Source organism: Acinetobacter sp. TR11, assembly GCF_027105035.1.
Lineage (GTDB): Bacteria > Pseudomonadota > Gammaproteobacteria > Pseudomonadales > Moraxellaceae > Acinetobacter.
The window spans coordinates 1,823,312-1,836,481 of sequence record NZ_CP114256.1 but is presented as its reverse complement, the minus strand read 5'-3'; the positions used below and the strand labels follow the sequence as shown (position 1 = coordinate 1,836,481).

Annotated in this window: 11 protein-coding genes, 4 pseudogenes and 1 other annotated feature; of the genes and pseudogenes, 9 read left to right on the top strand and 6 right to left on the bottom strand. The window is 36.8% G+C overall.

The annotated features are described in order from the left end of the window. Positions 1-48 precede the first annotated feature (48 nt). From O1450_RS08935 to O1450_RS08920, 4 genes and pseudogenes are all read left to right on the top strand, one after another. Positions 49-258 carry a cold-shock protein gene (locus O1450_RS08935; protein WP_004661816.1) on the top strand — a complete coding sequence of 70 codons (210 nt, stop codon included), beginning with the start codon at positions 49-51 and terminating at the stop codon, positions 256-258. A 490-nt stretch (positions 259-748) separates the two neighbouring features. Then, the gene (locus tag O1450_RS08930) at positions 749-958 is read left to right on the top strand and encodes a cold-shock protein (protein WP_004661817.1); all 210 of its coding nucleotides are present in this window, start codon (positions 749-751) and stop codon (positions 956-958) included. 394 nt (positions 959-1,352) lie between these two features. Next, positions 1,353-1,571 carry a cold-shock protein gene (locus tag O1450_RS08925; protein ID WP_004661818.1) on the top strand — a complete coding sequence of 73 codons (219 nt, stop codon included), beginning with the start codon at positions 1,353-1,355 and terminating at the stop codon, positions 1,569-1,571. 478 nt (positions 1,572-2,049) lie between these two features. Continuing rightward, positions 2,050-2,151 (top strand): annotated as a pseudogene (locus tag O1450_RS08920) (IS630 transposase-related protein); the annotation flags it as partial. A 39-nt stretch (positions 2,152-2,190) separates the two neighbouring features. Here O1450_RS08920 and O1450_RS08915 read toward each other — a convergent pair. Both O1450_RS08915 and O1450_RS08910 read right to left on the bottom strand, forming a co-directional pair. After that, complete coding sequence (locus O1450_RS08915; RefSeq protein WP_269228136.1) at positions 2,191-2,886, bottom strand: IS1 family transposase; 696 nt, start codon at positions 2,884-2,886, stop codon at positions 2,191-2,193. Positions 2,887-3,006: 120 nt separating this feature from the next. Beyond that, positions 3,007-4,235 (bottom strand): annotated as a pseudogene (locus tag O1450_RS08910) (IS3 family transposase). Next, positions 3,844-3,960 (bottom strand) — a sequence feature (AL1L pseudoknot). It overlaps the preceding pseudogene by 117 nt. 370 nt (positions 4,236-4,605) lie before the next feature. On the opposite strand from O1450_RS08910, the gene prfA reads away from it, so the two are divergent. Then, entirely contained in the window at positions 4,606-5,694 is a 1,089-nt protein-coding gene (gene prfA / locus O1450_RS08905) for a peptide chain release factor 1 (protein ID WP_269228135.1), read from the top strand. Continuing rightward, positions 5,694-6,512 carry a peptide chain release factor N(5)-glutamine methyltransferase gene (gene prmC, locus O1450_RS08900; RefSeq protein ID WP_269228134.1) on the top strand — a complete coding sequence of 273 codons (819 nt, stop codon included), beginning with the start codon at positions 5,694-5,696 and terminating at the stop codon, positions 6,510-6,512. The genes prfA and prmC overlap by 1 nt, the downstream gene beginning before the upstream one ends. On the opposite strand, the gene O1450_RS08895 is transcribed toward prmC, so the two are convergent. Together O1450_RS08895 and O1450_RS08890 are read right to left on the bottom strand one after the other, a co-directional pair. Further along, a complete protein-coding gene (locus O1450_RS08895; RefSeq protein WP_269228133.1) occupies positions 6,509-7,141 on the bottom strand; it encodes an FMN-binding negative transcriptional regulator in 633 nt (210 codons plus the stop codon). The genes prmC and O1450_RS08895 overlap by 4 nt on opposite strands. A 266-nt stretch (positions 7,142-7,407) precedes the next feature. Continuing rightward, the gene (locus O1450_RS08890; protein ID WP_269228132.1) at positions 7,408-8,460 is read right to left on the bottom strand and encodes an AraC family transcriptional regulator; all 1,053 of its coding nucleotides are present in this window, start codon (positions 8,458-8,460) and stop codon (positions 7,408-7,410) included. Between the two features lie 143 nt (positions 8,461-8,603). Here O1450_RS08890 and O1450_RS08885 point away from each other — a divergent pair, with 143 nt between their 5' ends. After that, complete coding sequence (locus tag O1450_RS08885) at positions 8,604-9,374, top strand: SDR family NAD(P)-dependent oxidoreductase (RefSeq protein ID WP_269228131.1); 771 nt, start codon at positions 8,604-8,606, stop codon at positions 9,372-9,374. 166 nt (positions 9,375-9,540) lie between these two features. Then, complete coding sequence (locus O1450_RS08880) at positions 9,541-10,113, top strand: hypothetical protein (RefSeq protein WP_269228130.1); 573 nt, start codon at positions 9,541-9,543, stop codon at positions 10,111-10,113. Positions 10,114-10,153: 40 nt separating this feature from the next. Here O1450_RS08880 and O1450_RS08875 read toward each other — a convergent pair whose 3' ends face one another. Further along, the gene (locus tag O1450_RS08875; protein ID WP_269228129.1) at positions 10,154-10,732 is read right to left on the bottom strand and encodes a flavin reductase family protein; all 579 of its coding nucleotides are present in this window, start codon (positions 10,730-10,732) and stop codon (positions 10,154-10,156) included. Between the two features lie 57 nt (positions 10,733-10,789). Further along, positions 10,790-11,809: pseudogene (locus O1450_RS08870) on the bottom strand (AraC family transcriptional regulator ligand-binding domain-containing protein). A gap of 278 nt (positions 11,810-12,087) precedes the next feature. Between O1450_RS08870 and O1450_RS08865 the strand changes: the two are divergent. Next, positions 12,088-13,104 (top strand): annotated as a pseudogene (locus O1450_RS08865) (lipase family alpha/beta hydrolase). Positions 13,105-13,170: the final 66 nt, after the last annotated feature.

Below are 13,170 nucleotides of genomic sequence, written 5' to 3'. Positions count from 1 at the left end.
ATAATTTGATTTAATTCATAAATGAACAAAGTTTAAAGGTTTAAAAGTATGTCTGATACAGTTACTGGTACTGTTAAGTGGTTTAACGAAACTAAAGGTTTTGGTTTCATTCAAGCTGATTCTGGCCAAGATGTTTTTGCTCACTTCAGCGAAATCCAAAGCAATGGTTTCAAAGTATTAAACGAAGGCCAACGCGTTTCGTTTGTACTTGGTCAAGGTAAAAAAGGACCACAAGCAACTACAATTAAAGTTATCTAATAAGATTGCTTGAAAAAAAGCTCACTTTATGTGGGCTTTTTTTATATCTAAAAACTATCTTTTGATTTCTAGTTGTGCTTTGCATGAAATTCTAAGCTTTATAGAGGTTGATCTTCGGCCTAAAAGCCGAATTCTGTATAAGAAAGCAATCAGTAAATTTGTATATAAGAAAATCTTAAATGGGAAAGATAAAATATTTTTTATGATCTATTGTGAGTAAATCTTAAGTTTTATAGATTGTGTAACTACACCATCAAGGCTAATTTTTTGATTTAGCAAAGAATGTTGTTTTTATATGATTTGGTTTATTAAAGTTCAACTTCATTCATTCAAGAGATAAAACTTTCAATACTTTCATAGATCCACTATCTCGTATGACTTAAAATTTGCTATGCTTGCAGTATCTGTCAAATAAAGATAGATTAAGTTAAGTCAGAATGAAAATTTTGATTTAATTTATAAATGAACAAATTTTAAAAGGTTTAAAAGTATGTCTGATACAGTTACTGGTACTGTTAAGTGGTTTAACGAAACTAAAGGTTTTGGTTTCATTCAAGCTGATTCTGGCCAAGATGTTTTTGCTCACTTCAGCGAAATCCAAAGCAAAGGTTTTAAAGTATTACAAGAAGGCCAACGCGTTTCTTTCGTACTTGGTCAAGGTAAGAAAGGACCACAAGCAACTCTCATCACTGTTATCTAATTTTTAGACCAGTAAAAAAAGCTCACATATGTGGGCTTTTTTGATGCTTTTTATGTGTAAAAAACATCAAAATAATTTTTAAATATAATTATTTGATTGAAATAAATGAAATTTTACAATTTTTTAGACATCAAAAGCGATTGTTTTTTAAGAGAATTTTTAGGTAATATAACTACTCGATCCCAATTTTTCATCTAGAGTTAGATAATGTTTGTGCCGAAAAAGTAAAGTGGTGTATATTGAATAATAACTAGAAGAATAACACTGTTGATTCAGAAAATCTTTCATCTCGTAGTTTAGATAAACCTCTCGTGTTATCAGATTTAATCTCAGAGTTTATGATTCCAAGTTACTTGCTACTAAGCATTCCAAATATTTCTAATAGGTTAAGTATATGTCTAACACTGTGACTGGTACAGTTAAATGGTTCAATGAAACTAAAGGTTTTGGCTTTATTCATGCGGATTCTGGGCAAGATGTATTTGCTCATTTTAGTGAAATCCAAAGTAACGGTTTTAAGGTTTTACATGAAGGGCAACGTGTTTCATTCACTATTGCTGATGGTAAAAAAGGACCTCAAGCAACTGGTATTACAGTAATTGCTCAAAACTAAACATCTAATTAAAAAAGCTCACTATTGTGAGCTTTTTTAATTTTCGGATGGTATCTGTAAATTTTAATCATCATTATTTCTTGCAATGTACCTATTTTTGTCACAATTTAACCTATTGGTTAAAAAAATGCACTAGCATGTTATTAGAATTTTTGCTAATTTTAACTGGTGGATTATTTAGGCAAATTAACAATTGCCGTACATTAAATGAGCGCAAAGTTATGGAAAACTTAGAACAATTGACTCAAGGGTTTGAGCAAGAAGTTCATGTACATTGTAAACGATCTATAGGTACGTTGTTGTTTAGTTTCGTAGTTTTGATCGCAACGAGCTTCTAGTGAAAAAAGCACCTTAGGGTGCTTTTTTATTAATAACAATTGCTCAGTAAGCCGTAAGTCTCTGTTGAGTAGTTTATATTATTATTTTTTAAATATTTGATAATATACTAAATCTGTTAAAAATAGCATACACTCATGGAATGAGTTATTCAGAACATTTTAGAAAGAAAGTATTAGCTAAGCTTGAAGAAGGATATTCTATTCGAGCTGTTGCTGCTCAATTTGAAATTGATAAAAATACGGGTGGTGTTTCAAAATGTATGCTGATCATTTTAACATCACTATACAAAACCGTGGTTAATGTAAAAGAATCCAAGATTAAAAGCTTTTACATGATTCAATACCTTCTTCGAAAAACAGCATGTTCTTCTTACTGCTCGCTTTATGCGGTGTCTTAATCGGCAGTTGTTTCCTTCTATCCCGACTGTATAATATTTCCCTTCTTGGTCCGGCTTAAAAATTTTGATGAAACTTTCCCAATGATCACTCGATATACAATCATAAGTAATACCCAGTTCTTCTAAACGGTTTTTTAGCCTTTGTGCTGTATGAGCATCTCTTCCTCCCCATACAAAAGCCACTATTTCTCCGCTACTTCTATCATAGACGTACTGTAGCCAATGCTTATCTTTCTTGTTGCCTACAAATGTCCAAAATTCATCAACTTCCAAGCATTTATAATGAGTTCTTTGAGGAATTATTTCATGATTTGATTGTGTAAGCGTTTTAAGTATCTTGCCAATACTAAACCTCGTAATCTTTGCAATATCCCGAATGCCACAACATCGCACAAGCATAAGCAAAATCAATTTGACCGCTTTTGAATGACAGCCTAAATACGTCAAATTATGGTCACCCACAAACTGCCTATTACATTCTTTACAACGATAGTTTTGCTTACCATCGTGTTTAATGCCATTCTTCTTTATACTTGTACTCTGGCATCGAGGACAATGAAGTTCTATTTCGATTTTCACACATTTAAATATAGCTGAATTGTTCCTCGTTGCCTCCTTTTCTTATGAGCATACTTTTTAGAACACCACCCAATTTTATGTTTTGCTTGATTGAATCGTACCGACTATATCGGAGAGAGTTTATTTAAGTAAGGTCACGAAACCTAACACATTCATCCTATCAGATACATTGCTTCAAACTGAAAAGGTGAAACATAGCCAATTGCGCTGTATAGTCGTTTTTTTGTTGAACCAATCAACCCAATCCAATGTTGCCAATTCAACATCAGCCAAGCCCGACCAATCTGATTTTAAATATTCAATCACCTCTGTTTTATATAAACCATCCACTGTCTCAGCCAACGCATTATCATATGAGTCTCCAGTTGTACCAACGGATGCTCTTAAATTTGCAGTTGCCAAGCGATTTGTATACCGAATTGAAAGATATTGTGCGCCTCGATCACTATGGTGAATGACATCTTCAGGCATACCTCGATCATGTAGTGCTTGCTCCAGGGCATCGAGCACCATGTCAGTATTCATTCTTGTCGATACCTTCCAACCCACAATCGCCCTTGAAAATACATCAATAATAAAAGCGGTATATACCCAACCTGATACAGTTTGAATATAGGTGAAGTCAGCGACCCAAAGATGATTCGGATGCTTTGCATTAAAGTTACGCTTTACCAAATCATCAGCTCACTTTTGATCTTCATGATGTCGTGTCGTACGTTTATTCTTACCACGCCAAACACCTTGTATATCAAGCTGCTTTATTAACCGATTAACTGTACAGCGTGCCACAGAATAACCTTGTTGTTTCAACTGTTTCCACACTTTGCGTACACCATAACGACCTGAACTTTCCTGCCAAATTCGTTTGATTTGCTCTGCATAGTGTTGGTCATGTAAATCTCGCTTTGAACGTTTTTCAGGGTTTTCAGCAAGGTTAAGTTGGCGATAGTACCTAGATGATGCGATTGGCAATATGCTGCACATCACTTCAACACCATAGTGAATTTGATGTTTACGAATAAAATCAACCATTACTTGTGTGGGCGGTCGAGTTCCGCCTGGGCGAAAAAAGCAGCAGCTTTACGAAGTATTTCATTCGCCCGTTGGAGTTCTTTATTTTCGCGTTCAAGTTGTTTGATTCGTTGCTGATCTGATAGGAGTTGAACTTGAACAGGATTTTGAAGGTCAAGAAACTTCTTATGCCAACTACGAAGTGTTTCAGGAGTACAACCAATTTTAGGTGCAATTGCTGTGATTGCTGCCCAAGTCGAGGGATAGTCTTTTTCAGATTCGAGGAGTAAGCGTACTGCTCGTTCTTTGATTTCAGGTGTATATTTCAAATTTGTCATCGGAATATCTTCTCAAGAAAAGTTGTCTCCGACAATCTCGATACGGTTCAAACACCAATAAAGACAGCAAACTAGCTTGCGGCTGTGAATGCGAGTGTTGGGCGGTTTATTAAATTATTCATGGTTTATCCTATTGTTTTATCATTCTAATTTATCTTTGATTATTTATATCGAAGCTCAGGTAATAGAATAACCTATACATACTAAAAAACGATGAAATTGTCATGAAATAATAGGGGATTGGTAAGTTACCTAGTTTCTCTATGTCTTTTAAGCCCTAGAATCTGTAAACTATGCGCAATTTTTTGATTTTGCTCGTGCTTCATTATTTTGATTGGCACTGAGTCTTTAGTTTTGAGATATTCCGCCCATGAAAGCATCACTCCGTTTAAGACTGGATCAACTTTGTGATCGTCACGAAGAGCTGACTGCATTGCTCGCTGATGTAGAAGTAATTTCGGACAATAAACGTTTTCGTAAATTGTCTCGTGAACATAATGATTTAACAGAAATCACTGAGGTTTGGAGCAAATATCGTCAAGCGGAAGAAGATATTGAAACGGCTGAAACAATGAAATCAGATCCCGATTTCAAAGATATGGCTGAAGAAGAAATTAAAGAAAATAAAGCGCTTCTAGTTGATCTCGAAGAACAATTAAATGTTCTAATGATTCCGAAAGATCCAAATGATGCCAATGCAGCCTACCTTGAAATTCGTGCTGGAACAGGTGGTGATGAAGCAGCGATCTTTTCGGGTGATTTATTCCGTATGTATAGCAAATATGCTGAAACACAAAGTTGGCGTATTGAAGTGCTTTCTGAAAATGAAGGCGAGCATGGTGGTTATAAAGAAATTATTTGCCGTATTGATGGTGAAGGCGTCTATGGTCGTTTGAAATTTGAGAGTGGTGCACACCGTGTTCAACGTGTACCTGCGACTGAATCTCAAGGTCGTGTACACACCTCAGCGTGTACCGTTGCGATTCTGCCAGAAGTGGATGTAGATACTACAGTCGAAATTAATCCTGCCGATTTACGTATTGATACCTATCGTGCGTCAGGTGCGGGTGGTCAGCACATTAACAAAACTGATTCTGCGGTACGTATTACTCATATTCCATCGGGTGTGGTGGTGGAATGTCAGGAAGAACGTTCACAGCATAAGAACAAAGCCAAAGCGATGGCTTTGTTAGTGTCACGTTTAGAAAATGCTAAACGTGCCGCTGCTGATGCTGCAACTTCAGAAATGCGCCGTGATTTAGTCGGTTCAGGTGATCGTTCTGAACGTATTCGTACCTATAATTATCCGCAAGGTCGTATGACGGATCACCGTATCAACCTGACTTTATATAAGTTGGATGCGATTATGGAAGGTGATTTAATTGAATTGCTAGATAGCTTACATCGTGAATATCAAGCGGATCAGTTGGCGATGCTGGCACAGGAAAATGGCGGCTAATGAATATTGCTCAAGCATTAGAGATCAAAGGTGAAATTGATAGCTACGAACGTCAAGAAGCGGTATGGCTACTTGAACACCTTCTAGGTATCAATGCTTTAGAACTCAAATTAAGACTTAAGCAAGAGTTGACTGAAATACAGGAACAGGCTTTTTTAGAAGGGCTTGCGCGTATTGAACAGGGCGAACCATTGGCTTATGTCACTGGTTCACAACCGTTTTGGACGCTCGATTTAAAAGTGACACATGACACTTTAGTGCCACGTCCAGATACCGAAATTTTGGTAGAAATGGTGCTCAAACTGCCGCTCGATCAACAGGCGAATATTGTGGATTTAGGCACAGGAACAGGCGCAATTGCTTTGGCGCTCGCAAGTGAGCGTCCGCAATGGCAAGTGACTGCAACTGATATATATGCACCAACTTTAGACGTGGCGCAGGACAATGCAGTTCGACACGGACTGATGCAAGTGAAGTTCGCTTGTGGGGCTTGGTTTGAAGCTTTAGAGCAACAACAATTTGATCTGATTGTCTCCAATCCGCCGTATATTGACCCTGAAGATGTACATATGCAAAAGCTCAAGTCTGAACCTGAGCGCGCATTGATTGCAGATAAGCAGGGGATGGTTGATATTGAAACCATTATTACCCAAGGCAAAGATTGGCTTAAACCCAATGGTTGGATTGTGCTTGAGCATGGTTATGATCAAGGCCAAGCGGTACGAAATATGTTTGAACAACAAGGTTTTAAGCACATTCAGACTATCAAGGATTATGGTGGCAATGATCGTGTCAGTCTAGGGCAAAAGCAGGCTTAATCCTCAATATATTGCTCTACGGCATTTGCTAAATGGTGATTACCTTGTTTTTGCAGTCCGTCGATAACACCTAAAGCATCTATTTTTTCTCGATTTTGGCTCAGTTTAAATTTGCCTGTAGTGTGTGAAATCTGAATTTCAATCCCGACGATGTTTTTTAGCTCTTGAGCAATGTATTCACTTGGTGCATCCGACATTTTCCATGGTGTTTCTTGTTTAGCTTCATGGGTGCGGGTGAGTTTAGCCAAAATACCACGTAATACTTTTTCATCTGTTAAGAAGGTTATCGTTCCTTTAACGTGAACTACTTGATAGTTCCAAGTTGGTACATGTTGATGGTGCTGCTGTTTACTTGGATACCAGTTTGGTGAAATATAGCCTTGCTCACCTTGAAAGATAATTAAAACTTCTGCACCGTCTTCAATTTGAGTATGCAGAGGATTATTCTTCGCAATATGGGCAACTAAAGTTGCGGTTTGATTGTTTTCATCAAATAATAAATGAAAGGGTAAATGATTGGCTTCCAAACCTTGTGCATTATGACTAATTAATGTCGCAAAAGGGTAGTCTTGGATCAGTTGGTATAATTTTTTAAGATTTTTTTCTTCAAAAATTTCAGTTAAATACATTTATACGAACCTTTTAGAAGTAAATAGAACGCTGCCTCAATTTCACAATGTTGGCAATACACCTTAATTATGGAAGCAGAAGTCATCATACTGTGATAGGGACATTCTGTCTTAGATATTAAAGTACTAGATGATCAATAACCCTTGTTAGCACAAACTTTACCGTATTGGACAACTGAACATTATGATGAAATTTTCAATTTAGGTTTAGAGATGCTTTTGGTTAGAATCCTTCCGAATTGATAAAATCTAGCAGTAGTTTGATTTTATAAAGAAGTATTAAGCGTGTGTTTTAGTGTATTTGCGCGGTAAGCACCTGGACTGACGCCTGTCCATTTTTTAAAAGCACGATGAAATGCACTCGGATCATGGAAATGCAAATCATCACTGATGTTCTGAATTGAATCATTGCTTTTACTGAGCCGTTCAATTGCAATATCACAGCGAATATCATTTTTAAGTTGCTGATAACTGACGCCTTCTTGTTTGAGGCGGCGTTGAATCGTTGCCGTTGACATATTCAGTTGTTGGGCAATTTCTTTGAGTTCATCCCACTCTGAAGGTGGCTGTAAAAGCAGTTGACGACGTATTTGCAAGCTTAAAGAATTTTCATTTTTAAAGCGAACAATTAGGTTATAAGGCGTTTGTCTGAGAAAGTCATTTAAAGCTTGTTTATCTTTTTTGATTTTGTGTTTGAGGTAATTTGCATCAAACTCAATGAGATTTTGATCAGCATTAAATTGAATATCTTCGCAAAAACGAACACGATAATCCTGTATTTCGACAGGTTGATGACATTTAAAGGTCATTTTCTGAAAAGGAATGCGCTGGTCACTCAGCCAACACATTAAACTATGGACTAACATCAAATAAGTCGAATAGGTAAACATTCGTTTAGGATGTTCACGATCATGCAGAATTAAGTATGCTTTTGCACCTTGTTGAATCAATTCACCTTGAATGTCATCTAACACTAAACTCAGAAACTTTAAGATTTCTTGAATAGCTTGTTCTAAGGTTTCGGCACTGAATGCTAATTTTGCTAATAGGCTATAGCTCCCTCGACGCATTGGGTGGCGATCCATCCCCAAAAACTCATCATTCATTTGTTCAGCCAGTTCAATCCACAATTGCGCACATTGCGTCACTGGAACACGGGCTTTAGTTGAGCTGAGAAGTTCGACTGAAATGCCCGCTTGATTGGCAATATTGACAATATCTAAACCTCGACTTGCAGCAACACTGAATGCTTCACGAATCAAAGCAATTGAAATTGTATCCTTAGCGGAATTAAGATCGAGATCGGTGCTTTTGCTCATACAGGAATGAAATATAGGAGAGTAAATAGGTTGAATGCTCAAAAGTCGCATCATTTTTGCTACTTTTAGGAATTGTATCGGAAAAAACTTGGCTTTACTCTCGCTTATAAAAATTTATATCTTTAATTTACGAGGAAATGGACATGAAAATTCAAGGAAAACATTTTGTTATTACTGGTGGTGGCTCTGGTTTAGGGGCTGCAACAGCAGAGGTTCTTGTTAAACAAGGTGCGACAGTCACTTTAGTCGATATGAACACTGAAGCGGGTGAACAACAGGCACAAGCATTAGGTGCGCAAGCTGAATTTGTAAAATTAGATGTAACTGATGAACAAGCAGCAGAACAATTCTTTAAAGATGTTGTTGCAAAATATGGTGCGGTATATGGATTAGTCAACTGTGCAGGCATTGGACCTTCAGCAAAAGTTGTGGGCAAAGAATCTGTACATGATTTAGCTATGTTCTCAAAAACTTTACATATCAACGTAACGGGTACATTTAACATGTTGCGCTTCGCAGCAGATGCAATGAGTAAAAATATTGTTGCTGAAGGTGATGAAGATCGTGGGGTGATTGTAAATACCGCTTCTGTGGCAGCTTTTGATGGGCAAATTGGACAAGCGGCTTATTCTGCATCAAAAGGTGCTGTAGTTGCGATGACGCTTCCGATTGCGCGCGAGTTAGCACGTCATCAAATTCGTGTTTTAACCATTGCACCAGGGATTATGGAAACTCCAATGCTGAAAGGCTTACCGCAAAATGTACAAGATGCCTTAGGGCAAATGGTGCCTTATCCATCACGTTTGGGGCGTCCTGAAGAATTTGCTCGTTTGGTTGCACATATTGCCGAAAACTCATATTTAAATGGTGAAGTGATTCGCTTAGATGGTGGTATTCGCATGGCTGCGAAATAAACTTATTTAAATCATTTATAGATTAATTTATAAAACAGTTGTGAATGAAAATTTACAACTGTTTTTATTTTCCATATTGTGTATTGATGGACTAAGTTTTAAGTTCAATTCTCACTGTATATTTAATTTGTCACCCAACTTATTGGCGAAATATGGAGTCGAATAGATGAGAGTTCTAGGTTTAATGTCGATTGGCTTATGTTTAGTTTTAAATGGTTGTGTCGGAAATATGAATCCAACAGGCAGCAACTCAAATCCTAATTATCCATACTATACGACCCAACACTTGATGACTGTGAAAAAAATAGTTGTGCCCGCAGGAACAACTTTAACTTACGAAAAATATCGAGGTAAAGAAGGTAAACAGGAGCATTTGTTAGCAGAAGATAAGTTAACTGAAATTCAATTACCAAAGGTTCAAACCATTGATTGGGGTGGTGTGCCCGTGACGATGATTGCTAAATTCTTTAATTCAGAAATGAAGGGTTTTTCTGTTTATGCTAGTTTTGATCAATTAGCAGAACATAAAAAAACGCGATTTTCTAGGCAGTGGCAAAGTTGTGATGATGATTTGGGTATTACTGTAAAGGATACGACGGACTGGTCATTTAACAAAGCCAATATTGCGGATGTCGAAAGTTGTAGTGTGCTGTACCAACGTTATTTTAAAGATAATCCGCAGCAACAGAAATTCTTAGATAGTTTATATACAGAGTTAATGAAAATTGAATCAAAATAAGAAACAATCTTTGTCAAAAATTGCTTCTTAAATTTTAGTTTTATAATTTTGCCTTAACTTCTTCCCCAATCAGATAGAAAGCACCACCCGCAACATAATGAAGACTACGTAATTCTTTGGCTGCATCTTCAAAATACCAATGTCCATCACGGAAGACTCTTGAATCTGCCCATGCAGCAATAACAGATCCTATAAATAAATCGTGAGTTTGCTGATTATGCGGCTCAGGAATGACTTTACACACAAGCCAGGCAATACTACCACTTACAAGAGGGACGTTAAGCTCATCTTGATAGAACAATTCAGTTTTACAATCTTCTAATTTGTTTGGTTGATCAAACTGACTAATTGTACCGAGTTGATGCACCATATCAATTTGTGCATAGCAAGGTACTTGCAAAGCAAAATAACCACTTTGTTCCACAAGCTGACGTGTTTTGGTACTTTTATCGAGCACTACAGTGACTTTAGCTGGTGTGAGTTCCAAAGCACATGCCCAAGCAGCAGCCATTACATCCTTATCATTTCCATGCTGTGCTGAGACTAAAACAGTTGGACCATGATTCAGTAAACGATAGGCTTTAGCAAGTTCAACGGCTATGATTTCTGGGCTACTCATGTAATATCCACGATCTTGATTGTAGATATTATTGTTGCATAAACTTTGGCGAAAAGATTAATCAATTTCCCAGCGTTTATATGCCCGATTAAAACTTGAAAGGGATGAATAACCGAGTTTTTTAGCAAGTTCATCTTTGGTAATAAAAGGATTGAGCATCAGTTTTTTTGCTTTTTGTTTGCGTACTTCATCATAAAGTATTTGAAAATTGATAGATTTTTCTTGCAACATGCGTTGTAAAGTTCGCTTAGTTAAATTTAACTTTTCAGCAACTTGTTCGATACCGAGTAAACCTTCATTCGGATCATCAATAAGATATTTGACCCGATATAAGATATCTTGAGTTGCAGCAAGGTCATCTAATTCTTTTTGGCAAATCAACTTAAATTTCTCTGCGGTTAATGGGTCAGCCATGCTTAAAGGCATATCTAAAAATTCAGCAGATGCAATTAATCGAGTGAAGGGTTGTTGATAGCGTATTTCTGCAAAAGAAGAGACTAATACATCGCTGAAGCGTGCAAAGTAATTTGGACATTTGCATTGTAAATCTATAATCGGTTTAAAACTTGGAATAAATAATCTGACAAGATGGACAAAGCCAATTAGAAAAAAGGTACAACTAAACTCATAAGCTTGAGCATCAATCTGATGATTTCAAGTTAAGTAGTGATGGCTCGTAAGTAATATGAGAATAAGCAAGATCATCTTTTATTTCGAAATTTAATTCGACAAATGAGCATTGTAAATTCACAAATTGATTAATGGTTGTGATTGCATCGAGTGCATTTTTAGATATTGCGGCAGTTAAACCTAATAAACCATGAGAACTAATCTTGAGTTGCGTTGCTGCATAGAATCCAATGCCATCTTCTTTTGTTAATTCGATTGTACGTGTAATTACTTTTTAAAAGAACTTAAGCTGATTTTATAGCTTAGATCTTGTAATTGATCAGTCTCTACACCTGTTCCCCAAAATAATTCTTCGGCGCTAATGTTCCATCGAGATACGACTTCGGTTAATACATGAACATCATAAGAGCTACTAATAAAATGCTGTTGGTGGCGGGGAATACTCATAGTTTTAAGCAAATTCCATTTTAAAACTGATCAAACTAAATCAAAAAGTAATCTAGCTGTTGTGATTTGAAAATGTACATTCATCGGAATTTTACGAATCAAGCAAAATTTTGGCATGTATTGTTATGATTTTGGCACGCTTTGTTTTAGTCTAAAATTTATACAATCTAGCAAGAGAGTATAATTCTGCAAGTCTTTTGTATGTTTGGAATGAATCCACATACAAAGTTTAAGGACTCAATCGTTGTAATAAAAATGAAAAATGCTAGGAGCAAAATGTGAAGAAAAAATATTTAAATGCTATGGTGTTAATGACGGGTATGCTAGCAAGCAGTGGATCTGTTGTACATGCAGGTTTGTTTGATTTTCTAGCACCAAAAGCATCATGGCAAAACTGTAACGTAAGCAGTTGTACGGTTGGTGGAAGTACGAATGTTACATCTAGTTATGCTAAAACCAAGTATCCAATTTTACTTGCTCACGGAATGGCAGGTTTTTCTGCTGTAGGTCCATTACAATATTAGAATGGAATTACAGAGGACCTCGTTGGTAATGGAGCCAATATATTTGTCGCACAACAAGCTTCTTTTAATTCATCAGAAGTACGTGGTGAACAGTTATTACTTCAAACCAAACAAGTACTTGCGATTACAGGCGCTCAAAAAGTGAATTTAATCGGTCATAGTCATGGTTCACAATCAGTTCGTTATGTTGCAAGTTTATTGCCAGATAAAGTTGCGTCAGTGACGGCTGTTGGTGGTCCAACCAAAGGTTCAGAAGTTGCAGATGTTGTAGATTCAGTTGTTAAATCACCCGTTGGTCCTGCACTTGCACCTATTATCGCGGCGGGAGTAAATGCTTTTTTCTCATTAGTAGGAATTGGTTCTGGTCATTATTATGACCAAAATGCGCTAGCAGGATTGAACTCATTGACGACACGTGGCTCGGCTAACTTTAATCAACGTTTTCCAGCCGCTGTTCCAACGACAGCTTGTGGCTCAGGCACAGAGTTGGTTAATGGTGTCCGTTATTACTCATGGAGTGGAACGAGCCCATTTACCAATGCGCTTGATCCATTGGATTATGCATTAACAGCGACATCTTTATTAATTCCTAGTGAAAATGATGGTTTAGTTCCACGCTGTTCGAGTCACCTTGGTACCGTTATTCGTGATAATTATGCGTTTAATCACTTGGATGAAGTCAATCAAATATTAGGCTTAGTTGGTTTCTTACAAAACCCAGTTACACCTTATCGTACTCAAGCAAATCGTTTGAAAAATCAGGGACTTTAATCTAGACATTAAGGGAGTAAAGAGTTACTCCCTTAACCAACAAAAGATTTAAAATGGAATAATAAA

Excerpts from the sequence above, each read along its gene's own strand:
- O1450_RS08935 (WP_004661816.1), top strand. The coding sequence starts at position 49 with ATGTCTGATACAGTTACTGGTACTGTTAAGTGGTTTAACGAAACTAAA.
- O1450_RS08930 (WP_004661817.1), top strand. The coding sequence starts at position 749 with ATGTCTGATACAGTTACTGGTACTGTTAAGTGGTTTAACGAAACTAAA.
- O1450_RS08925 (WP_004661818.1), top strand. The coding sequence starts at position 1,353 with ATGTCTAACACTGTGACTGGTACAGTTAAATGGTTCAATGAAACTAAA.
- prfA (WP_269228135.1), top strand. The coding sequence starts at position 4,606 with ATGAAAGCATCACTCCGTTTAAGACTGGATCAACTTTGTGATCGTCAC.
- prmC (WP_269228134.1), top strand. The coding sequence starts at position 5,694 with ATGAATATTGCTCAAGCATTAGAGATCAAAGGTGAAATTGATAGCTAC.
- O1450_RS08895 (WP_269228133.1), bottom strand. The coding sequence starts at position 7,141 with ATGTATTTAACTGAAATTTTTGAAGAAAAAAATCTTAAAAAATTATAC.
- O1450_RS08890 (WP_269228132.1), bottom strand. The coding sequence starts at position 8,460 with ATGAGCAAAAGCACCGATCTCGATCTTAATTCCGCTAAGGATACAATT.
- O1450_RS08885 (WP_269228131.1), top strand. The coding sequence starts at position 8,604 with ATGAAAATTCAAGGAAAACATTTTGTTATTACTGGTGGTGGCTCTGGT.
- O1450_RS08880 (WP_269228130.1), top strand. The coding sequence starts at position 9,541 with ATGAGAGTTCTAGGTTTAATGTCGATTGGCTTATGTTTAGTTTTAAAT.
- O1450_RS08875 (WP_269228129.1), bottom strand. The coding sequence starts at position 10,732 with ATGAGTAGCCCAGAAATCATAGCCGTTGAACTTGCTAAAGCCTATCGT.